General features: G+C 73.1%; 18 protein-coding genes. 8 read left to right on the top strand and 10 right to left on the bottom strand.

Going from position 1 to position 22,820, the window contains the following annotated elements; translation table 11 throughout:
- Positions 1-19: 19 nt before the first annotated feature.
- Together ABD292_RS08120 and ABD292_RS08115 are read right to left on the bottom strand one after the other, a co-directional pair.
- Positions 20-937, bottom strand: a complete 918-nt coding sequence (locus ABD292_RS08120) for an SDR family NAD(P)-dependent oxidoreductase (protein ID WP_329577998.1) — start codon at positions 935-937, stop codon at positions 20-22.
- A gap of 102 nt (positions 938-1,039) precedes the next feature.
- Positions 1,040-1,879, bottom strand: coding sequence for a MaoC family dehydratase (locus tag ABD292_RS08115; RefSeq protein ID WP_344206421.1), 840 nt, complete (start codon positions 1,877-1,879; stop codon positions 1,040-1,042).
- Positions 1,880-2,105: 226 nt separating this feature from the next.
- Between ABD292_RS08115 and ABD292_RS08110 the strand changes: the two genes are divergently transcribed.
- From ABD292_RS08110 to ABD292_RS08100, 3 genes are all read left to right on the top strand, one after another.
- On the top strand, positions 2,106-3,749 hold the full coding sequence (locus ABD292_RS08110) for an MFS transporter (protein WP_344206420.1): 1,644 nt from the start codon (positions 2,106-2,108) through the stop codon (positions 3,747-3,749).
- Positions 3,746-4,903 (top strand): thiolase C-terminal domain-containing protein, encoded by a 1,158-nt coding sequence (locus tag ABD292_RS08105; RefSeq protein WP_344206419.1) that lies wholly within the window; start codon positions 3,746-3,748, stop codon positions 4,901-4,903. The genes ABD292_RS08110 and ABD292_RS08105 overlap by 4 nt, the downstream gene beginning before the upstream one ends.
- Before the next feature lie 147 nt (positions 4,904-5,050).
- On the top strand, positions 5,051-5,683 hold the full coding sequence (locus ABD292_RS08100; protein WP_329578008.1) for a TetR family transcriptional regulator: 633 nt from the start codon (positions 5,051-5,053) through the stop codon (positions 5,681-5,683).
- 13 nt (positions 5,684-5,696) lie between these two features.
- Here ABD292_RS08100 and ABD292_RS08095 read toward each other — a convergent pair whose 3' ends face one another.
- The 6 genes from ABD292_RS08095 to ABD292_RS08070 form a co-directional block, all read right to left on the bottom strand.
- Entirely contained in the window at positions 5,697-6,458 is a 762-nt protein-coding gene (locus ABD292_RS08095) for an SDR family NAD(P)-dependent oxidoreductase (protein ID WP_344206418.1), read from the bottom strand.
- Between the two features lie 31 nt (positions 6,459-6,489).
- Positions 6,490-7,719, bottom strand: a complete 1,230-nt coding sequence (locus tag ABD292_RS08090) for a CaiB/BaiF CoA transferase family protein (RefSeq protein ID WP_344206417.1) — start codon at positions 7,717-7,719, stop codon at positions 6,490-6,492.
- The gene (locus ABD292_RS08085) at positions 7,719-8,930 is read right to left on the bottom strand and encodes a CaiB/BaiF CoA transferase family protein (protein ID WP_344206416.1); all 1,212 of its coding nucleotides are present in this window, start codon (positions 8,928-8,930) and stop codon (positions 7,719-7,721) included. The genes ABD292_RS08090 and ABD292_RS08085 overlap by 1 nt, the downstream gene beginning before the upstream one ends.
- Positions 8,927-9,991 (bottom strand): NAD(P)H-dependent flavin oxidoreductase, encoded by a 1,065-nt coding sequence (locus ABD292_RS08080; protein WP_344206415.1) that lies wholly within the window; start codon positions 9,989-9,991, stop codon positions 8,927-8,929. The genes ABD292_RS08085 and ABD292_RS08080 overlap by 4 nt, the downstream gene beginning before the upstream one ends.
- A 63-nt stretch (positions 9,992-10,054) precedes the next feature.
- Positions 10,055-11,164, bottom strand: coding sequence for an acyl-CoA dehydrogenase family protein (locus tag ABD292_RS08075; protein ID WP_344206414.1), 1,110 nt, complete (start codon positions 11,162-11,164; stop codon positions 10,055-10,057).
- 24 nt (positions 11,165-11,188) lie between these two features.
- Positions 11,189-12,385 (bottom strand): acyl-CoA dehydrogenase family protein, encoded by a 1,197-nt coding sequence (locus ABD292_RS08070; protein ID WP_344206413.1) that lies wholly within the window; start codon positions 12,383-12,385, stop codon positions 11,189-11,191.
- A gap of 241 nt (positions 12,386-12,626) precedes the next feature.
- On the opposite strand from ABD292_RS08070, the gene ABD292_RS08065 reads away from it, so the two are divergent.
- The 3 genes from ABD292_RS08065 to ABD292_RS08055 are packed head-to-tail and all read left to right on the top strand — an operon-like array spanning position 12,627 to position 17,751.
- The gene (locus tag ABD292_RS08065; RefSeq protein ID WP_344206412.1) at positions 12,627-13,436 is read left to right on the top strand and encodes an ABC transporter ATP-binding protein; all 810 of its coding nucleotides are present in this window, start codon (positions 12,627-12,629) and stop codon (positions 13,434-13,436) included.
- A gap of 22 nt (positions 13,437-13,458) precedes the next feature.
- Entirely contained in the window at positions 13,459-16,317 is a 2,859-nt protein-coding gene (locus tag ABD292_RS08060) for an ABC transporter permease subunit (RefSeq protein WP_344206411.1), read from the top strand.
- A gap of 36 nt (positions 16,318-16,353) precedes the next feature.
- Entirely contained in the window at positions 16,354-17,751 is a 1,398-nt protein-coding gene (locus tag ABD292_RS08055) for an ABC transporter substrate-binding protein (RefSeq protein WP_344206410.1), read from the top strand.
- 182 nt (positions 17,752-17,933) lie between these two features.
- Here ABD292_RS08055 and ABD292_RS08050 read toward each other — a convergent pair whose 3' ends face one another.
- Together ABD292_RS08050 and ABD292_RS08045 are read right to left on the bottom strand one after the other, a co-directional pair.
- Complete coding sequence (locus ABD292_RS08050) at positions 17,934-18,752, bottom strand: VOC family protein (RefSeq protein ID WP_344206409.1); 819 nt, start codon at positions 18,750-18,752, stop codon at positions 17,934-17,936.
- 60 nt (positions 18,753-18,812) lie between these two features.
- Positions 18,813-20,267, bottom strand: a complete 1,455-nt coding sequence (locus ABD292_RS08045) for an MFS transporter (protein ID WP_344206408.1) — start codon at positions 20,265-20,267, stop codon at positions 18,813-18,815.
- A gap of 334 nt (positions 20,268-20,601) precedes the next feature.
- Here ABD292_RS08045 and ABD292_RS08040 point away from each other — a divergent pair, with 334 nt between their 5' ends.
- Both ABD292_RS08040 and ABD292_RS08035 read left to right on the top strand, forming a co-directional pair.
- Positions 20,602-22,044 carry an MFS transporter gene (locus ABD292_RS08040; protein ID WP_344206407.1) on the top strand — a complete coding sequence of 481 codons (1,443 nt, stop codon included), beginning with the start codon at positions 20,602-20,604 and terminating at the stop codon, positions 22,042-22,044.
- 151 nt (positions 22,045-22,195) lie between these two features.
- On the top strand, positions 22,196-22,813 hold the full coding sequence (locus tag ABD292_RS08035; RefSeq protein ID WP_344206406.1) for a TetR/AcrR family transcriptional regulator: 618 nt from the start codon (positions 22,196-22,198) through the stop codon (positions 22,811-22,813).
- The last annotated feature ends 7 nt before the right edge of the window (positions 22,814-22,820 follow it).

The raw sequence follows: 22,820 nt of genomic DNA, 5'->3' as shown, positions 1-22,820 counted from the left end.
CGTCCCCCGTGCGGCTCCGTTACCGGGGCAGCTGCGCCATGAAGATCGACGGGTGCAGCCCGTCGGCCTTGGGGCGGAACGACTTGGTCAGCTTCTCCCCGAGGTCGGCGAGGTCCCAGGGGCCGTCGGAGGAGACGGTCTCGACGACCTCCGGGTTGTTCCACAGCCGGACGTCGTACCCGGAGGCGCCGAGAGTGCGGCCCGACAGCCAGCCGGACTCGGTGCCGGCGAGGTAGGTGACGATCGGCGCGATGTTGTCCGGCGACATGAGCTCCTCGGCGGCGGGGTCCTCGCCGAGCTTCTTGTCGTCGGGCACGGTCGCGGTCAGGCGGGTGGCCGCGCCGGGGGCGATGGCGTTGGCCGTCACGCCGTAGCGCGCCAGGCCGTTGGCGAGCGAGGCGGTCAGGCCGATGATGCCCATCTTCGCGGCGGCGTAGTTCGGCTGGCCGGGCGAGCCCTGCAGGGCGGAGTCGGAGGTGAAGTTGATGATCCGGTAGTGGCCCTCGGGGTTGCGCTGCTGCCGCCAGTACGCGGCGGCGGGCTTGATGGTGCTGAAGTGGCCACGCAGGTGCACGCGGATGACCGCGTCCCAGTCCTCCTCCGGCAGGTTGAAGATCATCTTGTCGCGGAGGATGCCGGCGACGTTGACGACCACGTCGAGCTGCCCGTAGTTCTCCAGCGCCAGCTCCACCAGGCGCCGCCCGGTCGCGGTGTCGGCGATGTCGCCGGCGTCGGAGACGGCCTGGCCGCCGAGGTCGTTGATCTCCCTGGCGATGGCCTCGGCGGGGCCGGTGTCGCCGCCGGAGCCGTCCGGGCCCGCGCCGAGGTCGTTGAGCACGAGCCGCGCGCCCTGCTGGGCGAACATGCGGCTGATGGAGGCGCCGATGCCGCGTCCGGCGCCGGTGACGATGGCGACTCTGCCGTCAAGTGATCCCATGGGGGTGTCCTTCCGCAGACGGAGGGGTGGAGGGGGTGCCGTGCGCGGCGCGCACGGTCAGAGGATGGCGCGCGGCGCGCACGGTCAGCACGGTCAGCGCGGTCAGAGGATGACCGCCGTGCCGTGGTCGATGACCGGGGTGCCGCTCTCGTCGGTGGTCTGGAACCGTACGTCGGTGCCGTCGGCCCAGATCGACACCGTGATCGTCTGACCGGGGAGTATCGGCTTGGTGAAGCGGGCGGACATGGCGCGGAACCGCTTGGGCTCCAAGCCGGCGACCGTGTGCAGCAGCGCCCGGCCGGTGAAGCCGTAGGTGCACATGCCGTGCAGGATCGGTCGCGGGAAGCCGCCCCGGCCGCTGAAGGACGGGTCGGTGTGCAGCGGGTTGCGGTCGCCGGTCAGCCGGTAGAGGAGCGCCTGGTCGGCGCGGGTGGTGTAGGTGACGACGTGGTCGGGCTTGCCCGTGGGCCGCTCCCAGGAGGTGCCGGGGCCGCGCTCGCCGCCGAAGCCGCCGTACCCGCGGAAAAACAGGGAGGTGCGGATCTTCGCCAGCGGCCCGCCGCCGGGGACGCTGGAGACGCTCTCGGTGGCGATGATCGCGCCGGAGCCCTTGTCGTACACGCCGACGATCTCGCCCGTGGACTCGACCTCGCCGGCGACCGGGATGGTGTCGAACAGCTCGAAGGCCTGCTCGGCGTGGAGCATCTTGGTGAGGTCGAGGTCGCCGGGCAGGGCCATCCCCGCGCCCATGGCCACGTTGCAGAACGTCGGGAGGACCTGCTGCGGCGTGCCCGCGGTGTTCTCGGTCGTGAACTGCAGCTCCGCGAGCGGGTCCTCCTGGCCGGCGCCGACCGCGATGGCGTAGAGCAGGGCGTCGTCGGAGGTCCAGGATCTCGTGAGGGGTTCGCTCTTGCGGCCGACCAGCGATGCGTCGATGGGCATGGAACCTCGATTCGTGAACGCTCGGAAGACCTGGTCCGGGCGTCGCCGCCCGGCCCGATCAGGTGCCAAGTGAAACACGTTACGACTGAACGGGCAAGGCTTGGCAGGCTCTTGACATCGGAGAGTTCAGCTCCAACCCTGTCAATAAGCAGAACATGTTGTCTTTAGCCGGGTCCGGGCCGCCGGCCCGGCCGCCACCTGCCGGAGGACCTGAAATGGCTGTGCGGTGAGGCGCTTCCGGGCGCTGCCCGCCGATCTGCGGATCTCCGCCCTGATCGCGTTCGTGGTCGCCCTCGGCTTCGGCGTGATCGCGCCCGCCCTGCCGCTGCTCGCGGCGGAGTTCGGCGTGGGCAGCGCGGTCGTGGGGGCGGCGATCAGCGCGTTCGCGGTGGTCCGGCTCGCCACCGCCGTCGTCAACAGCCGCTTCGTCCAGCGCTTCGGCGAGCGCCGGGTGATCGCCTGGGGACTGTGGCTGCAGGGCGCGACGATGATCGTCGCCAGTTTCGCCCCCGACTTCACGCTGCTCATCACCCTGCGGGCGATCGGCGGGATGGGCAGCTCGGCCTTCACCATCGCCGCCATGTCGCTGGTCCTGCGCACGGCGCCGCCGGACGCGCGGGGCAGCGGCATCAGCACGTTCCAGCTCGGCTTCATGCTCGGCGCCATCGCCGGGCCGGCGGCGGGCGGCGTGCTCGCCGACGTGAACCCGCGCCTGCCCTTCCTGCTGTACGGGGCCACCCTGCTCGTGGCCGCCACGATCTCGCAGCTCAAGCTCTCCCCCGGCGTCCCGCCGCCCTCCGGGCCCCGGCCCGCCGGCGCCCCGGCGGCGGAGGCCGGGCCGCTGCCCCGCGGCACGTACGTCCGCGCCTTCACCGCGGCCCTCGTCGCCAGCTTCACCGTCGGCTGGCTCTTCTACGGCCTGCGCAACTCGACCATCCTCGTGTTCGCCACGGACGAGCTGGGCAGCAGCGGCACCTTCATCGGCGTGGCGATGCTCGGCACCGCCGTCACCCAGGTGATCTCCGTACGGGCGTTCGGCCGATGGGCCGACGCGCGCGGCAGGCGGCCCGCGATGATCACCGCCGGCGTGCTCGGCTGCGTCGCCGTCGCGCTGCTCTGCCTGCCGCCCGGCGAGGCGGTCTTCCTCGCCTCGATGGCGCTGCTCGGCGTGGCGGGCGGCGGGCTGTCGGCGACGCCCGCCGCCCTCCTCGCCGACATCAGCGGCAGCAGCCCCGCCAGGAACGTGGCGTGGTTCAACATGTCGTCCGACGTCGGCGCGATCATCGGCCCGGTCGCGGCGGGGGCGGTCGCCGACGCCCTGTCCTTCCAGGCCGCCTTCCTCATCACCACGCTGATCCTCGGGGTCGTCGTGGTCAGCTCGGCGGCGATGCGCGAGACGCTCGCCGCCCCGTCACCTGTGAGCCCCTCTGTGGAACCATCCGTGAAAGGAACCGCCATGCCCGGCCCGGCACCCGTGCCCATCCCGGAGACACTGCCCTTCTGGGAGGGCGCCGCGAACGGCGAGCTGCGCGTCCAGCGCTGCGCGTCCTGCGAGCGGCACTACTTCTACCCGCGCCCCTTCTGCCCCGCCTGCGGCTCGGCGGACGTGGAGTGGACGACCGTCAGCGGCGCGGCCCGGCTGCTGTCGTACGTCATCAACCACCGCCCCCTGCCGCCCTTCGACCCCGCCACGCCGGTCGTCGTGGCGCTGGTGGAGCTGGCCGAGGGGCCACGCCTCATGACCAACATCGTCGGGGTGCCGCCCGAGCCCGAGCATCTGGAGCTGGACATGCCGTTGCAGGTCTGTTTCGTCGAGCGGGGCGAGCACACCCTGCCCGTGTTCGCCCCCGCCGGGGAGGTGGCCCGATGACCTCGATGCACCACGGCGACATCGCCATCGTCGGCGCGGCGGAGACCACCGACGTCGGCGTCCGCCCCGACCTGTCCGTCCTCGGCCTGCACGCGGAGGCGGCACGCAACGCCCTCGCCGACGCGGGGCTCACCGCCAAGGACATCGACGGCGTGGCCACCGCGGGGCCGCTGGCGCTGGAGGTCTCCCACCACCTCGGCATCGAGCCCCGCTGGCTCGACGGCACCATGGTCGGCGGCTGCAGCTTCATGCTGCACGTCCGTCACGCCGCCGCCGCCATCGCGGCCGGCGCCGCCGACGTCGTGCTCGTCACCCACGGCGAGTCCGGGCGTTCCCGGGTCGGCGTGGCGCCCTGGGCGCCCAACCCGGCCTCGGCGACCGGGCAGTTCGAGGCCGTCTACGGCGCGCAGACGCCGTACTCGACCTTCACCCTGCCCGCGCTGCGCTTCCTGCACGAACGCGGCATGACCCGCGAGCACCTGGCGCACGTCGTCGTGGCGCAGCGGACGTGGGCGCTGAACAATCCGCGCGCCTTCCGCCGCAAGCCCACCACGGTCGAGGAGGTGCTGGCCGGGCCGCCCATCGCCTACCCGTTCACCAGGGACATGTGCTGCGTGGTGACCGACGGCGGCGGCGCGCTCGTGCTCACCACCGCCGAGCGCGCCAGGGACCTGCCGGGCGGCGACCGCGCGGTCTACCTGCTCGGCTCGGGCGAGTCGGCCGAAGGGCCCCTCGTGTCGCAGATGGCCGACCCCGGCTCGTTCGCGGCCTTCCGCAAGGCCGGGGAGGAGGCGTTCCGCACCGCCGGCATCTCGCGCGCCGACGTGGACCACCTCATGGCGTACGACGCCTTCGCGCACGTGCCGCTCTACATGCTGGAGGACCTCGGCTTCGTCGGGCGCGGCGAGTCGGGCGACTTCGTGGCGGAGGGCAACACGATGAAGGGCGGCTCGCTGCCGATGAACACCAACGGCGGCGGCCTGTCCTACACCCACACCGGCATGTACGGCATGTTCGCCATCCAGGAGGCCGTGCGGCAGCTCCGCGGCGAGGCGGTGGAGCAGCTCCCCAAGGCGGACATCAGCTTCGTGCAGGGCGTCGGGATGTTCTTCGCGGCGGCCGGCAGCCTGGTGCTCTCCCGCCATCAGGGCTGAGCCCCCGGCGGCGGCGCCGGGAGCCTGTCCCGGCGCCGCTCGGGCGCTCATGAGAACGTGTACTCTTTAGTACCAGCTTTGCAGCCGCTGACCCCAGGCCGTCAGCGGGCTCTCGTGTCCTTCACCCACAGGGAAAGGGGGTCCGCCATGACGCGGGTCAGCAGGAAGGGCCGCACGCCCGAGGCGCGGGCCTTCCGTGCGGAACGTGTTCTTGATGCCGGGATGGCCCTGGCCACCCGCGGCGGCTACGACGCGGTCCAGATGCGCGAGGTGGCGAGGATCGCGGAGGTCGCCCTGTCGACCCTCTACCGCTACTACCCGTCGAAGGACGCCCTGCTCGCCGCGGCCATCCAGGTGCAGCTCGACGAGCTGCGCAAGGACATCGTGCAGCGTCCCCCTCGGCAGCGCACGCCGGAGGGGCGGGCCGCGGAGGTGCTGCACCGGGCCTTCCGCGCGATGCAGTACAACCGCGGCTGGGCGCACGCGGCGCTCAGCGCCTACCACATCCCCAAGCCGCTCGGCGAGCGGCGTGAGGAGACGCCGCTCCTGGCCGAGACGCCGCCGCCGACCAGCCTGGCCGAGCTGATGGGGCGCGCCGCGTGGGGGCCCGACCACCGCATCACGACCGCCGAATACCGCGCGCTGCACATGCTGGAGTCGCTCTGGAACAGCAGCGTCATCGGCTGGCTCAACGACCAGCTCACCCCCGAGTACGTCGAGGAGCGGATGAAGTTCGCCGCGCGGCGGCTGCTCATGCCGGAGCCCGAGACCGGCAGATAGCCCCCGGCGGAGCTCAGCGCGCGCCCTGGCCGTCGTCGACCTTGACCACGGTGCCGGTCACGAACTCCGAGTGCGGGGACACCAGGTAGAGCAGGGTGCTGTCGAGCTGGCGCGGGTCGCCCATGCGGGCTCGGGGGAAGAACCGCGACGGGTCGCCGCCGATGCGCCGCACCATGCCGTCCATCATCTCCGAGGCGAACGCGCCCGGCGCGATGGCGTTGACGTTGATGTGGAACTTCGCCCACTCGACCGCGAGCACCTCCGTCATCCGTACGACGGCGGCCTTGGTCACCGAGTAGAGTGCCGCTCCCCCGCCCCGGTACTCGTAGGCGCCCATGGAGGAGACGTTCACCACCCGGCCGCCGGTCCCGGCCGCGATGAGCCGGCGCGCGAAGTCGCAGGAGAGCAGCCAGGGCGCGCGCAGGTTCGTCCCCAGCAGCCGGTCCACGAGGTCGACGGGCATCTTGGTGGCGTGCTGGGCGTCGGGGATGCCGGCGTTGTTGACCAGGATGGTGGCGGTGCCGAAGCGTTCCTCGGCCGCGTCCAGCAGGCCGCCGAGCTGGTCGTCGTCGGTGAGGTCGGCGGCCAGCGGCAGGCAGGCGCCGCCGGCCGCGGCGATCTCGTCCGCGAGCTCGCCGAGCCGGTCCGCGCGCCGGGCCACGGCGACCACGGAGGCCCCGTGCTCGGCGAGGGTGACGGCGAAGCGCCGCCCGAGTCCCGAGGAGCATCCGGTCACGACGGCGGTCTGCCCCGTGAGATCGACGGTCTGCGGCATGGCTCTCCTTCTTCCTGCTTCCACGTGCGGTTCAGTCCAGGACCTGCTCGACGGCGCCCTCGGCGACGAGCCCGGCGACCTCGTCCGGCGCGAACCCCAGGAGCTCGGTGAGGACCCGCTCGTTGTCCTCGCCGAGCAGCGGGGCCGCCTTGGTGACGCGGTACGGCGTGAGCGACAGCTCAGCCTGGGCGCCCTCGTACGGCATCGTCCCCATGACGGGGTGCGGCTGCGGCCGGAAGTAGCCCCGGTGCGCCACCTGCGGATCGGACCGCAGGCCCCGGGCGTCGTGCACCGGCCCCGCGGGCACCTCCGGCTGGAGCGTCCCGACGACCTCGGCGACCGTCCTGGCGGACGTCCACGCGGCGAGGGCCCGTTCCAGGCGGTCCTCCTGCTCCTTGCGCCCGGACAGGGTGGCGAGCCGGGGATCGGCCGCCCACGCGGGCTCCCCCAGGGCGCGGCGCAGGGCGTTCCACTGCTCGTCGCCGGTCACTGCGATGGCGACCCACCGCTCCCTGCCGTCCTCCGGCAGGCACGGGAAGACGCCGTGCGGGGCCGCCGCGCGGTCGCGGTTGCCGTCGCGGGTCGCGACGTGGCCGGTGAGCTGGTGGTCCACGAGTTCCGGCGCGAGGAACATCAGACCGGTCTCCATCTGGGACAGGTCGATGTGCTGCCCCTCGCCGGTGCGGTCGCGGTGCTCCAGGGCCGCGAGCACGGCCACGGCGGCGAAGCGCTGGCCGATGAAGTCCGTGTACGCCCCGTACGGTGAGCCGGGGTCGCGGTCGGGCCACCCGGTCAGCTCGCAGAACCCGGACATGGCGGCGAGCACCGTGCCGAACCCCGCGAACCCCCTGCGCGGGCCGGTCTGCCCGTTCATGGACGTCGAGAGCATGATCAGGGAGGGGTTGACCGCGCGGAGCCGGTCGTAGCCGAGCCCGAGCCGGTCCATCACGCCGGGCGTGAACGCCTCCACGACGACGTCGGCCCAGGCCGTCAGCCGGGCCGCGACCCGCCGGCCGCCGTCGGTGGACAGGTTGACGCCGAGGCCGAGCTTGGAGGCGTTGTAGTCGGCGAAGAACTGCGAGCGGTTGAGCCCCGGCACGCCGTCCTTGAACGGCGGCGCGGTGCGCAGCACGTCCACGGAGCGGGTGCTCTCGGTGCGCACCACGGTGGCGCCGTACTCGGCCAGGTAGCGCGTCGTCAGCGGGCCGACGCCCACCCAGGACGCGTCCCACACCTTGACGCCGTCGAGCGGTCCGCCCATCAGATCGTCCCTTCGCCGCGGTGGCGGGACAGCTCCTCGGCGGACAGGCCCGCTTCGTCCCGCCACACCGTCTCGTTGTCCGCGCCGGGCCCGGCGACGTGGCCGGCCCCCGCGAGAGGGCTGGCCGGCAGCCGGGCCCACACGCCGGGGACGCGCAGGTCCCCCAGGGTCAGGAAGTAGTCGCGCGCGGCCAGCTGCTCGTCCGCCATCAGGTCCGCCACCGTGTTGACCGGCGCCACCATGAGCCGGCGCGCCAGCGCCTTGCGGGTCAGCTCCGCCTTGGTCTCGGTCAGGAAGTACGCCGCCAGCGCCCCGGTCAGCAGCCCGGGGAACGACGGGTCGTCCGCGGCGAGGGCCGGCGAGCCGAGCCGCGCGGCGTCGTAGGCGGCCAGCGTGGGCGACAGGAAGCCCTCGTCGCGCAGCCAGGCGACGTACCCGGCGGGGCCGGGGCCGAAGGGGACGGTGGCGAGGACGTGCCCGTCGCGGCAGCCGAACAGGTGGCGGTAGGGCTGGCCGGGGCCGGGCGCGCCGAAGGAGGCCCGGTCCACCACCGAGCCGTCGGTGTAGGGTCCCGGCACCGCGTTCATCAGGGTGCGGATCGTGGCGAGCTGCGCCGAGACGTCCACGTGCTGACCCCGGCCGGTGCGCCGGGCGTGGCGCACCGCGGCGAGGGTGTGCACGACCGCCTCGGCCGCGGCGTGCAGGAAGTACTGGCCCGAGCTGATGCGGACGGGCGGGCGGTCGGGGTCGCCGTTGGTCCACACCGCGCCGCCCGTGGCGGCCACGACGAGATCGGCGGCGGCGTGACCCGCGTAGGGGCCGGTCCGGCCGAACGGGGTGACGCTGACCAGCACCAGGCGCGGGTTCACGGCGGACAGGGCGGCGTGGCCGAGCCCCCGTCCGTGGAGGGTCTCGCGCTCGTACGACTCGATGACGACGTCGGCGGCGCGGGCCAGCCGCAGGAACAGCTCGCGGGCGGCCGGCCTGGCCAGGTCCAGCGTCACCGAGCGCTTGCCCCGGTTGAAGGCCGGCCACGCCGGGTTGGGCCGGCCAGGGGGCGCGCCGGCCCGCCGGTCGAGCCTCGCGGGATCGCCTCCGGGCGGCTCGACCAGGGTGACCCGCGCGCCGAGGTCGGCCAGCACCCGCCCGCTCAGCCAGGCCCGCTCGGTGGTCAGATCGAGCACCCGCAGCCCCGCCAGCGCCCCGCTCACCGCGCCCCGCCGAGCGTCGAGCCGGGCCCGGCCGTCCGCGCGGGACCGGCCATCCGCGCGGGACCGGCGGCCAATGCCGGCCCGGCGGTCAGGACAGGCTCGGCGGTCAGGGCGTGGGTGGTGCGGGCGGCTTCGGCGTACTCGGCGGCCAGCCGGTCAACCAGGTCGGCGACGGTGGGGACGTCACGGACGCCGGAGACGGAGTGGCCGGCGCTCCAGATGTCGCGCCACCTCTTGGGCGCGCCACCGTCGCGGCCCTCCAGCGCCGCCATGGAGAACCGTTTCGGCCCGAGCCCGAACTCGGCCGGGTCGAGCCCCTGGGCCAGCAGCGACCGCCGCAGCAGGTTGGTCTCCAGCCCCGAGAGGGCGTTGGTGAGGTGGATGTCGTCGAGCTCGCTCTCGACGACGAAGCTCTTGTACCGCTCGTCGGCGCGCGCCTCGCGGGTGGCGATGAAGCGGGTGCCCATGTAGCCGAGGTCGCACCCGAGGGCCCGCGCGGCGAGCAGGGCGTGCCCGTCGGCCTGCCCGCCGGCCAGCGCGACGATCCCGTCGAAACGCCGCCGCACCGCCCGGACGAACGCGAACGGGTTGGCGTTCCCGGTCTGGCCGCCCGCGCCCGCGGTGAGCAGGATCAGGCCGTCCGCCCCGGCGTCGATGGCCCGCTCCGCGTGGCGGACGGTGGCCACGTCGCACCAGACCTGGATCCCGGCCGCCCGCAGGGCGGGGGCGACGGCGGCGGGCGAGCCGACGGAGGTGATCACCGCGGCCGGGCGGTGCCGCAGGATGACGTCGAGGTCCTGCTCCAGGCGGGGGTTCGAGCGGTGCACGATGAGGTTGGGCACGCACGGCGCGGCGTCGGGGCCGCAGGCGGCGGCGATGCGGTGCAGCCACTCGTCCAGCTCGCCCTCGGCCCGGCAGTTGGCCGTCGGGAAGCTGCCGAAGACGCCCGCCCGGCAGGCGGCGATCACCAGCTCGGGGCCGGAGACGAGCAGCATGGGCGCGGCGACGAGCGGCAGCCGGGCGCGTTCCAGCAGGGCACGGCGGTCCACGTCAGCGGTCAAAGGATCACCTCAGGAGGTAGAGCCGCGGCGGGCGCCCCGGGGAAGGGGCGCCCGCCACCGAGGTCACACGCCGAGCTTGTCGGCGAGCCGGTCGAGCTGGTAGTCGCCGTCGCCGGCGAGGACGTTTCCGGCGATCGCGTTCTTGTAGTAGAAGTGCGCGTCGTGCTCCCAGGTGAAGCCGATGCCGCCGTGCAGCAGCATCGTGTCCTTCGCCGAGGTGAGGTAGCCGGAGGAGGTGAGCGCCCGCGCGGCGGCGGCGGCCGCGCCGAGCCTGGCGGGCTCCTCGTCGGCCGCCCTGGTGGCCTCGCGCAGCGCGGCGTCCGACAGCGCCCACCGGTTGTACATGTCGGCGAGCTTGTGCTTGACGCCCTGGTAGGCGCCGATGGGCTGGCCGAAGGTGTAGCGGACCTTGGCGTACTCGGTGGTCATGGTGAGGCAGGCCAGCATGGCGCCGGACTGCTCGGCGGCGATCGCGAGGTTCGCGAGGTCGGCCACGCGGTCGAGGGCCGCGTCGGCGTCGCCCGCGAGCGGCCGGGCCGGGGTGCCGTCGAACGTCACGGTGGCCGTGCTGCGGGTCGGGTCGACCCCGGCGTCCCTGCTCACGGTGAGGCCGGCGGCGTCGCCCTCGACCAGGTACAGCCCCGCGCCGCCTGGCCCGGCGGCCTGGACGAGCAGCACGCCGGCCTCCGCGCCGTTCAGCACGGCGATCTTGGTGCCCGACAGGGTGACGGCGTCGCCGGAGCCGGTCGCGGCGGTGGCGGGCGTCCCGGGGATCCAGCGGCGCTCTCCCGGCTCGCTGACGGCGAGCGCGCCGACCAGGCCGCCCTCGGCGAGCCGCGGCAGGAGGTCGTGCTTGGCCGGCTCGTCGTCCAGGGCGAGGAGGGCTCCGGCGGTGAGCACGCAGGCCAGCAGCGGCGAGGGCACGAGGCCGGCGCCCAGCTCCCGCAGCGCCGCCGACAGGTCGGCGTGGGTGGCGCCGGCGCCGCCGTACTCCTCCGGGATGATCAGGCCGGCCAGGCCGAGGTCCCCGGCCAGGCGCGACCAGACCTCCGCGTCGTAGGCGTGCTCGCCGCCGACGACCTCGCGGACCCGCGGCATCGGGCTGCGCTCGGCGACGAAGCGCTTGACCGTCTGAGCGAGGCTCTTCTGGTCGTCGGTGAAGATGAGAGACACATCAGCTCCTGGAGGGTGGGACGGTCAGCGCGAGAGCTTCAACTTGTTGTACGGGGTGTTGCGGTCGACGCCGGGATCCTTGGCGAGCCCCAGCACCCGCTCGCCGATGATGTTGCGCTGGATCTCGTTGGTCCCCCCGGCGACGGCGTTGCCCGGCGCGGCCACGATGGCCATGGCCACCCGCTCCAGGTCGGCCCCGCCGAGCGCGAGGTCGGCGCCGAGGATGTCCTGTGCCAGGTCGGCGGCCCACAGGGCCTGCTCGGCGCCGGCCAGTTTGGCGGCCGAGCCGCGGGCGCCGATCGGGACGCCGGCCATCGACTCCTCGTGCAGCACGCGGCCGTAGGCGCCGAGCGCCGACTCGCGGGCGTACAGCAGCGCAAGCCGGCGCCGTACGGCGGGGTCGCGGTCCAGGCCGCGGGCGCGGGCCAGCTCCAGGAGGGAGTCGAAGCCGAGCGGGTTGGAGCGGGCGCGGGTGCCGGTGCCGATGGTGACCCGCTCGTGGCGGAGCATCACCACGGCGGCGGCCCAGCCCTCGCCGACCCGCCCGATGACCGCGTCGTCGGAGACCTCGACGTCGTCGAAGAACACCTCGTTGAACGGCGCGTGCCCGGTCGCCACGACGAGCGGCCGCACGGTGACGCCCGGGTGACGCATGTCGACGATGAACATCGTGATGCCGCTGTGCTTGGGCACGGACGGATCGGTGCGGGCGATGATGGCGCCGTAGTCGCTGTGCTGGGCGCCGGAGGTCCACACCTTCTGGCCGTTGACGATCCAGCCGGTCTCGGTGCGGGTCGCGGTGGTCTGCAGGCCGGCGACGTCCGAGCCTGCGGAGGGCTCGGAGAAGAGCTGGCACCAGATCTCCTCGCCCTTGAGCAGCGGCGGCAGGTAGCGCTTCTTCTGCTCCTCGGTGCCGAGCTCCAGGATGGTCGGGCCGGGCATGCCGAGGCCGATGACGAACGGCCCGGTGGGCAGCTCGAAGTCGGCCGCCTCCTCTGAGAAGGCGATCAGCTCGGCCGCGCCGAGGCCCTGGCCGCCGTACTCCTTGGGCCAGGTGATGCCGGCGAAGCCCGCCTCCCACAACGCCTTCTGGAACCGCTTGGACTCCTCCAGCGGCACGGCGGTGCCCTCGAGGTCGTAGTCGGCCGCCTCGTCGAAGGGTTTGGCGTTCTGCTCCAGCCAGGCGCGGGCCCTGGCGCGGAACTCGTCGGTGGAGGTCATAGGCGTTCCTCTCGTGAGTGCTGTCAGGCCGCCGGGGCGGGGGGAGCGAAGGCAGGCCCGCGTCCGCCCATCATTTGAAAACACGTTCTGTTTAGCGAAGGCTCTTCTGTTCGGGAGCGGATGTCAAGAGCAGGCAGACACCTTGTCTACAGCTTTGATATTGACAATGTCGACGCGTCTGGTCACGCTCCCTACAACGGAAACGGGTTCCTATTGTGTCTCCGCAGGAAGTGAGCACACCATGGATGTTGCACAAACCACCCCCGTCACCCCTGCAGGACCGGACACCGGGACCGTTCTCCGGCTGGCGGACGTGACGGTGCGCTTCGGGGGGATCACCGCGGTCGACGGCGTCACGCTCGACGTGCCGCGCGGGCAGGTGGTGGGCCTCATCGGGCCCAACGGCGCCGGCAAGACCACCCTTCTTGACGCGATCTCGGGGCTGCGCACCCCCACCGAGGGGCGCGTCGCCCTCGACGGCGCGGACGTCACCTCCCGGTCGGCCTCCTGGCTCTCCCGGCACGGCGTCCGCCGCACCTTCCAGCGGCACCAGGCGTTCGGCTGGCTGAGCGTGCGGCAGAACGTGCTCGTCCCGCTGGAGTGGCGGACCCGCGGGCGCGGGCTGCTCGGCGACGTGCTGGGCCTGCCGCACCGCCGGCGCGAGACCGCGGCCCTGCTGGAGCGGGCCGACGAGGTCATCGAGCTGTGCGGGCTGTCGGCGGTCCGGGACGTGAGCGCCGCGACCCTGCCGATCGGCCGGCTGCGGCTGCTGGAGTTCGCCCGCGCCATCGTGGACGCGCCCCGGCTGCTCCTGCTCGACGAGCCGACGTCCGGGCTGGGGCCGAGGGAGACCGAGCTGCTGCGCGAGGTCCTGCTCGGGCTGGTCCAGCGGCACGAGCTGACGGTCGTCCTCGTCGAGCACGACATCGACTTCGTGATGGGCCTCGCCGACCGCATCGTCTGTCTCGTCCAGGGGAGCGTGCTGGCCGACGGGCCGCCCGCCGAGATCCGTAAGAACCCCGAGGTCATCGCCGCCTATCTCGGCAGCTGACACCCCCTCTTAGGAGTCTTCGTTGCAGTTCTTCAGCATCACGATCAGCGGGGCGGTGTCGGGCGCCATCTACGCGCTGCTCGCGATCGGGCTCGTCCTGTCACACTCGACCTCGCGCATCTTCAACTTCGGCCACGCGGCCACCGCCTTCGCCGCGGCCTACCTCTACCACCAGTTCCACGTCGCGCTCGGCTGGAACAAGTGGCTGACGCTCCTGGTGATCGTCGCCCTGTTCGCCCCGCTCATGGGCTGGGCGTGGGACCGTCTGGTGTTCCGCCGCCTGGCCGACGCCGAGGAGTCGACGAAGATCGTCGCCGGGGTCGGGGTGCTCATCGTGGTGCCGGCGTTCGTGCTGCTGGTGTGCGCGATCCTGCGGGACGCCCTCGGGATCCCCTTCCAGGACGTGGCCGAGGTCTACCAGGTGCCCGGCGTGCTGCCGGCCCAGCAGCACCAGATCGCCGCGGGCCTGGTCCTCAGCAACAACCAGCTCGTCGCCCTGGGCGCCAGCGTCCTGCTCTTCGTCACCATGTGGGCCTTCCTCCGCTTCACGCCGCTCGGCCTGCACATGCGGACCGCGGTGGACAGCCCGGTGCTCGCCCGGCTGCGGGGCATCAACACGGGCCGGGTCTCGACCCTCTCGTGGGTGATCAGCTTCTTCCTCGCCGCCGTCGCGGGCGTGCTGGCCGCGCCGTTCCCCGGCCCGTTCGGGCTGGTCAACGACAACTACACCCTGGCGCTGTTCGTCGCCACCACGGCCGCCGTCGTGGCGGGGCTGCGCTCCGTCCCGCTCGCGTTCCTCGCGGGGCTGCTCATCGGGGCCGTGCGCAACATCGTCGTGGCGTACGTCAACGCGGACCACCTCGGCGCGTTCGGCGCCTGGGCCGCCAAGGTGTACGGCCTGACCGCGTCCGTCCCGTACGCCGTGCTGTTCATCGCGCTGATCCTGCTCGGCCACGACCGCAGACGGCGCAAGGCCGGCACCGCCGCGACGGCGGCCAAGCCCAGCCCCGACTACCGGGACGACCTCAGCCCGTTCAAGAAGGCGCTGCCCTGGATCATCAAGTCGGCGGTCGTCCTGGTGCCCGCGCTGTTCCTCGCCAACGGCATCTGGCGGCAGTTGTTCATCTACGGGTTCGCGCTCGGCATCATCCTGCTGTCCTTCACCATCGTGACCGGGCTCGGCGGCATGGTGAGCCTCGCGCAGGGCGCGTTCGCCACCGCGGCCGGCCTCACCGTCGGCCTGCTGCTGGCCAACGGCTGGCACTACGTGCCCGCGACGGTGGTCGGCGTGCTGGTCGCCGCCGCGCTCGGCGCGCTGACCGCGCTGCCGGCCCTGCGATTGTCGGGTCTCAGCCTCACCTTCGCCACCCTGGCGCTGGCGCTGCTGGCGACGAACGTGCTGTTCAAGATGGAGTGGTTCTCCAACGGCACGGCCGGCTGGTCGGTCCCGCGCCCCCGGTTCGGGCCGATCGACCTCGCGGACGACCGGGTGCTGCTGATCGTCGTCTTCCTCGTCGTGCTGCTGCTGGTCCGGATGGCGAACAACCTCACCGACTCGGCGGCGGGCCGCGCGATGATCGCCGTGCGGACGGCCGAGCCGGCCGCGTCCGCCTCGGCCGTCTCGCCGCCGGTCACCAAGCTCCTCATCTTCGTCATCTCCGCCGCCGTCGCGGGGCTGGGCGGCGTCCTCGCCGTCACGGTCTACGGCACCATCCTGAACACGGCGAACCCGCCGCAGGCCACGTTCCTGTGGCTGGCGATCGTCGTCATCGTCGGCGTACGCAGCCCCGGCGGCGCCATCGAGGCCGGCATCATCAGCGCCGTCCTGCCCTGGATCATGGCCCACGGCTTCGACCTCGGGCCGATCAGCTGGGGCGGCACCAGCAACGACCTCATCCCGCAGGTGCTGTTCGGGCTCGGCGCCATCCAGCTCGCCGCCCAGCCGAACGGCCTGCTCGCCACGCAGTCCATGGCCGCCAGGCACCGGCGCGACCGCAAACGCGCCAAGCTCGCCGCCCAGGCCGCCGCCCAGACCGTCGCCCAGGCCGCAGCGCAGGCCGCCGCGCAGGCCGCCGCGCAGGCCCCAGCTCAGGCCGCGCCCCCGGCTTCGCCCGAGCCCGCGATCGAGGTCGGCGAGCCGGCGGCGCCGGTTGGATCGTTCCCGGCGGCCGGCCGTTCGCCCGGCCTGCTGGAGCTGCACGGCGTGCACGCCGCGTACGGGGAGGTCGAGGTGCTCCACGGCATCGACCTGACCGTGCGGGAGGGCGCCATCCTGGCCCTGCTGGGCGCCAACGGCTCCGGGAAGACGACGCTCTGCGCCACCATCGCCGGCCTGGTGCCGGTGACGAGCGGCCGCATCGTGTTCGACGGCGAGGACATCACCGCGCTGGACACGCTGCGGCGCGTCGAACGCGGCCTCGTCCTCGTCCCCGAGTCCCGGGGCGTCTTCCCGTCCATCACCGTCGACGAGAACCTCAGCATCTGGCTCCCGTCGAAGGCCGACCGCGCCAAGGTCTACGAGCAGTTCGAGTCCCTGGCCCGGCGGGCCGGGCAGCCGGCGGGCAACCTGTCCGGCGGCGAGCAGCAGATGCTCAGCCTGGCCCCCTTCCTCGTCCGCCGCCCCCGCCTGCTCATCAGCGACGAGCCGTCACTCGGCCTGGCCCAGCTCGTCACCGCCGAGATCATGGCCGCGTTCCAGCGCCTCCAGCAGGAGGGCACCACCGTGGTGCTCGTCGAGGAGAAGGCACGGGACGTCCTGACCGTCGCCGACCAGGTCGGCGCGCTGCAGACCGGCCACCTCCGCTGGGTGAGCGAGCGGGCCGACGTCGACGAGCAACGCGTCGCCGCCGCCTACCTCGGCATGTCCGCCGTCGTGCACTGACCCCCCGGCCACCGAACCTTTCGAAAGGCACACAGCATGACCTCTGCGCGCACCCGCCGGCTCCGGCGGGTCAACACCCTGGTCGCCGTGACGGCCGCCCTGTCGCTCACGGCGTGCGGCGGCGGCTCGTCCGGCTCCCCCGAACCGGAATCCCGCCCGGCCGTCACGGCCAAGCCGCTGACCGCGCAGCAGGCCGGCGAGGAGATCGTCAAGATCCTCGGCGAGCTGCCCGAGCTCACCGGCGACACCGTACGCGGCGTCAACGGCAAGGTCGTCACCGTCGGCGGGACCGGCACCAACACCAAGGCCGGTCAGCACACGCTGCCCGGCCTCGACGTCGGCGCCAGGGCCCGTCTGGAGCGTGCCAACCGCGAGGGCGGCGTCAACGGCTACACCTTCGCGTACGCGGGCTTCCAGGACGACAACGGGCAGCCGGCCGCCTCCCAGCACGCCACGCAGAGCCTCGTCGAGTCCGAGAAGGTCTTCGCCCTGGTGCCGTACGTGCCGGCGTCCGGCGTGAACGGCGACTACATCGTCAAGAACAAGGTGCCGACGTTCGGCTGGCTGGGGCAGGACTTCTGCGCCTGGGACAAGAACCCGTGGATGTTCAGCACCTCGGGCCAGGCGTCGTGCGCGGAGGCGCTGCCCGGCAAGGTCGTCGGCTCGTCGTCGTCGCTGGAGCAGTACCTGAAGGCGTCGGGCAAGGACCCCTCGTCGATCAAGTTCGGCGTCTTCGCCTCGTCGGACCCGTACGGCAAGGCCGGCGTCATCTCGGCCAAGGCCATCGCCGCCAACCTCGGCATCGACGTCGTGTACGCGGAAGCGGACCTGCCGAGCGCCACCGAGCCCCCGCTGTCCGACTACACCCCCATCGCCTCGCGCATCATGTCGTCCGGCGCCGACGTCGTGTCGGCCAACGTCACCGCGCCCGCGCTGCTCGGCGTGCTCGGCGCGCTGAAGTCGCTCGGCTGGACCGGCGACATGCTCTACGGCCAGGCGGCGCAGGCGCTGCTCGACAACGCCGGCACCGCGCAGACGGTGGACGGCATGTACGGCACCACGGCCCAGGGCGCCCTGGCGTTCGGCGAGGACAAGTTCGCCCAGGTCAGGGAGGACCTCAAAGCCATCGGGTCGGACGCGCCGCCGGACGGCATCGGCACGGTGACGACCTACTGGGCGGCCGACCTCTTCCTGCAGGCGTTCGCCAAGATCGAGGGCGAGCCCACGGCGGAGAAGCTGGCCACGGTGCTCAACGGCGGCTCGTTCAGCTACGAGGCCATCCCCGGCGTCACCTGCTCGCAGTCCTGGCCGGCCGGCCGGGTGCTCACCCCGGCCTGCGCGGGCGTGGTGAAGTACGACGCCGCCGCCAAGAAACTGACGCCGCTGACGCCGCTGGCGGACGTGGGCGGCTACTTCATCGTCGACGGCCAGTGACGGCCCTGTGATCCCCGCCCCGGCCGGTCCTGCTGGGGCGGGGATCACGCGTCCCGGGCCCGATGGGCGGGGGCCGGCTCCGGTGGATCACGCGTCCCGGGCCCGATGAGCGGAGACCGGCCCCGGTGGATCACACGTCCGAGCGCCGGTGGGCGAGGAGGGGGTCCCCGCCCATCGGGCGGTCAGCGGGTCGCGGGGACGGGGTCCGTGAGGCGGTCGTGGCTCTCCCCCGCGAGGTCGGCGACCCGGATGCCGAGCTCGGGGACGACGGGCTCGGCCTCGGCCGCCCGCAGCGCGCCGGACGGCTCCCACGCCGCCGCCCCGTCCTGGCGGAAGCCGAGGAGCCGGAGCCCGGGCCGCTCGCCGGGGGCGGCGGCGAGCAGCAGGTCCGAGCCGCCGTCCCAGCGGTAGGAGGAGAGCCCAGGCCCCCACGTGGTCTCGGCGCCGCCGAGCAGGTCGCGGAGCACCAGGCGCGCCTTGTCCTCGTCCGAGACCCGTCCGACGACGACCGGCAGCGCGGCCGCCTCGGCCGCGGGCTCCGGCCAGGGTGCCCGCTCCGCGCCCGGCAGGTCCGCGGGCAGCTCCGGTGGCAGCCCTTCCGACTGGGCCACCTGCACGAGGAAGCCGAGCCCGGTGGCCTTGGGGTGCAGGAACGCCTCCTGCCAGATCGGGTTGCCCAGGTTGACGAGGATCGGCTCGAAGCCCAGCGACCCGGCCGCGGAGAGGACGGCCCGGATGTCGCGCACCTTGAAGGTGAGGTGGTGCGGCCGGGCCGCCGCCCGCGCGCCGTCGAGGAAGCGCTGGACGAACGCCCCCGGCTCGCTGCCGGGCTCCAGGAGCTCGACGCCCATGCCGCCGGCGTACCGGAGCTGGGCCGGTCTGAAGGTGGGCTGGGTGTGGCCGCCGGTCCAGCGTCCGCCGAACCGCCCCGCGAGCACCGGCCCGGCCTGGGCCCAGCGCCGTACCGCGAGGGCGACATGGTCAAGGGAGTACGCCGTCATATGACACCTTTCCGTGGAGCGTCAGGACAAGGATCGCAAGGCGGAGCACCGGACCGCCGGTCAGCCCGAGCTGGTGGCGGGCTCCGCCTGGACGCCGCCCGGCAGGGGCGCGGACCCCACGCGCCCGCCTCTCCGGCGGGGCAGCAGGACGCTCAGGAGGACGGCGGCGCTCACCGCGGCGGCTGCCACGGCCAGCGCCTGCTGGAGGCCGGTGCGGGAGGGCAGCACGGCCGCGCCCAGCTGGACGGTCTGCACGGCCAGCACGGCGCTGATCACCGCGCTGGCCAGGGACGTGCCGATGGAGCGCATGAGCGAGTTGATGCCGTTGGCGGCGGCCGTCTCCGACCGCGGGACGGCGTTCATGATCGAGGCGGGCATGGCGGCGTAGCCGAGGCCGGCGCCGGCCGAGACCACGGTCGAGGCGAGCACGACGTGCCACACCTCGTCCATCAGGAACAGCGCGCCGCCGTAGCCGGCGGCGCTGAGCAGGCCGCCGACCACGAGCGTCACCTTGGGCCCGTAAGCGCCCGTGAGGCGGGCCGAGACCGGCGACAGCACGATCATCATCACGCCGCCCACCGCCATCCACAGCCCGGCCTCCAGCATGGACAGCCCCAGGCCGTAGCCCGTGGCGGCCGGCGCCTGGAGGAGCTGGGGGAAGACGAGGCTCGAACCGAACATGCCGAACCCGAACGCGACGGACGCCGCGTTCGTGACGAGCACCTCGCGCCGGACGGTCATGCGCAGGTCGACCAGCGCGTCGCGGGTCCGCAGCTCCACGAGCCCCCAGACCAGGAAGATCACCGCCGCGGCGGCGAACAGGCCCAGCGTCAGCGGGCTCGTCCAGCCCCAGGCGGCGCCCTTGGTGATGGGCAGCAGGAAGCACACCAGCCCGGCCGACAGGCCGGCCGCGCCGGGGAAGTCGAACCTGCCCCCGGTCCGCAGCGGCGAGTCCGGCACGAGGACGCGGGTCAGCACCAGGCCGATCGCGCCCATGGCGGCGGCCACCAGGAAGAGCATGTGCCAGTCGGCGAACTGCGCGACCAGGGCGCCCAGGGGCAGCCCTATCGCGCCTCCGGCGCCCATGGTCGCGCTCATCAGCGCCATGGCCGAGCCGAGCCGTCCGGGCGGCAGCAGGTCGCGCATGAGGCTGATGCCGAGCGGGATGGCGCCGACCGCGCAGCCCTGCAGCGCGCGGCCGGCTACGACGGCGGGCAGCCAGCTCGACGCCGCGCAGATCAGCGACCCGGCGCACATGAGCGCGAGGCTGACGAGCATCATGCGCCGCTTGCCGTACATGTCGCCCAGGCGTCCGCTGACCGGGGTGAACACGGCGGAGGACAGCAGCGTGGCGGTGATGACCCAGGACGCGTCGTCCACGGAGGCGGACACCAGGCGCGGCAGGTTGGGGATGATCGGCACGACCAGGGTGAGCATCATCGCCACGACCATGCCGCTGAAGGCCAGCGCGGCGGTCACGAGATGCGACGCGCGACCGGACACGGGTGCCGCCACCGTACTCCTTCTGCTGGGGACGATGCCCGCACCCTAATGCGGACGCACTTTGTCTGTAAATAGGCGGGGACTCTTGACATCGCCGAGAACGCTGACCTAGCTTCTGTTTTGCAGACATGTTTCGTCCATATTAAAAGCGCAGCTCAAACTCCCTTTTCCAGGGGCGAAGCAGCCCTCTCGGACGCCTGCCGCCCCGCGCCCGCCTTCCCGCCGGCGCACCTTCCCGCACCCTTCCGTTTTCCGCACCCCCCGTTTTCCGCACCCCTCCGCGCCTCCACGCCCCCGCACCTCCACTCGCTCCACGCCGACGTCCCGGGCCGTCGTCGCGGAGCCGATGAACCCTGCCCCGAACCCCCTGGCCGGCCACGTCCTCATCAAGGAGCCCCCCACCATGGTCAGCGAGCGCGTTCCCCCCAGCGAACCAGCGATCTCCGCGACGGCCGCCCCGCCGTCGAAGCCCAGCATGGTCAAAGCCTGGGTGATCACCCTCATGCTGCTCGCCAGCACGCTGATCGCCTACCTGGACAAGGCGATCCTCGGCCTGGTCGCCCAGCCCGTGATGGCCGACCTCGGCCTGACCGCCACCCAGTTCGGCACCATCAGCACCGCCGCCAGCCTGCTCGGTCCCGCCGTGACGCTGCTGTTCGCCACCGTGGCCGACCGGCTGCCGCTCAAGGGCACGCTGTTCACCCTCGTCATGCTCTGGTCGCTGATCCAGCTGCCGATCTTCTTCGCCGCCTCGGCCGGCATGCTCGTCGTGACCCGGCTGCTGCTCGGCGCGGCGGACGCGCCCTCCAACTCGGTGATGCACTCGATGGCCTACTCCTGGTGGCCGAACGAGCGGCGCGGCCTGCCCGCCGCGCTGCTCACCACCGGGGCCTCGTTCGGCAAGCTGATCTTCGCCCCCGTCCTGGTCGTGGTGATCGCCGCGCTCGGCTGGCAGTACGGCTTCCTCAGCGTCGCGATCATGGGCTTCGTCTGGTGCGTCGGCTGGGCGTTCGTCGGCAAGACCGGCCCGTACGCCGAGCCGGTGACGCCTCGCCCGGCGAAGAAGGCGGCTGCCGAGGACTCGCCCGAGGACCCGACGGCGGGCACCAAGGCCCCGCTCCGCTCGATCCTGCTGACCGGCACCTTCCTCGGCTACCTCGCGCTGTTCTCCTCGGTCGGCATGCTCGTGATGATCGTCCTCACCTGGCTGCCGTCGTACTTCGAGGCGGGCCTCGGCTTCTCGGCCGTGACCGCGGGGTCGCTGTTCGGGGTGCCGAGCATCACCTCGGTGATCTTCCTGTTCGCCTACGGCGCGTGGGGCGACCGGGCGCTCAAGCGGGGCGTCCCTGCCCGCCTGGTGCGCACCCTCATCGGCGGCGGGCTGGCGATGGGCGGCGGCCTGTCCCTGATGGCCCTCCCCCTCGTGGACGGCGTGGCGCTGCCCATGGCGCTGCTGATGCTCGGCTACGGCCTGAGCACCAGCATCTACGCGATCGCCAACCCGACGCTCGCCCAGATCACCCCGCCCGCGCAGCGCACCGGCGTCCTGTCGCTCGGCCTGGCGCTGAGCGGATTGATCGGCGTACCCGGCCCGGTGCTCGCGGGCATGGTCCTCGACGCCGCCAAGGCCTCCAGCGACTCCCCTGCCGACGGCTACACCGGGGTGTTCCTGCTGGCCGGCGTCATCGTGCTGATCGGCGGCGCGCTGTTCGCCCTGCTGGCCAACCCCGAGCGCGACGCGCTCAAGGTGGAGGCGGCCCGCGCCGCCCGCGCGGCCCGTACCTCCTGAGCCGGAGGACGACGACCGTGCGCGCCTCCCGCCGGGCCCCGACCGGCGGGAGGCGTCCGCCCGGGCGGCCCCCCATAAAAAGGACGATCATTGTCCGCAACCTTGACGAAGATCGCTGACGCTGATGCCCTCTCCTGGCAAACTGGTCCTCATGACGAGCGCTGCCGCGCCACGGCCGGGACGGCCGCCGGACCCCGACATCGAGCCGCGCGTGCTCGACGCGACGCTGCACATCTACGCCGAGGTGGGCTGGGCCGGTTTCACCATGGACGCCGTGGCGCGCCGGGCCCGCGTGGGCAAGGCCGCGCTCTACCGCCGCTGGCAGAGCAAGGAGAAGCTGATCGTGGCGGCGCTCGCCTCGCTCACCACGCCGGTGATGGCCGAGTCCACCGGCTCGCTGCGCGAGGACCTGCTGGCCATGGCCATCCGGACCCTGCGGGCGCAGCAGAGCCGCGACGGGCTGGTCGGCATCCGGGCGCAGATCGAGGCCAAGTTCTATCCCGAGCTGTTCGGCCAGGCCATGGAGGACCTGGGCAGGCAGTGGCGGACCATCTTCCGCAGCCTCGTCCTGCTCGCCATCGAGCGCGGCGAGATCCCCAAGGGCACCTCACCCGCCCTGGTCCTCGACGCGGTCAACGGCATCCTCGTCAACCACGTCCTGTCCACGCCGCTGGACAAGATGCCCGCCCTGGTGGAGGACGCCCCGCGCTACGCCGAGACCGTCGTGGACTTCGTCCTGTCCTCCATCGGCTACCGCGAGCCCGCCTGACCAGGGG

It is taken from the genome of Nonomuraea bangladeshensis, from assembly GCF_039529455.1.
Lineage (GTDB): Bacteria > Actinomycetota > Actinomycetes > Streptosporangiales > Streptosporangiaceae > Nonomuraea > Nonomuraea bangladeshensis.
The sequence above is the reverse complement of the archived record's forward strand: the minus strand, read 5'-3'. Positions and strand labels throughout refer to the sequence as shown.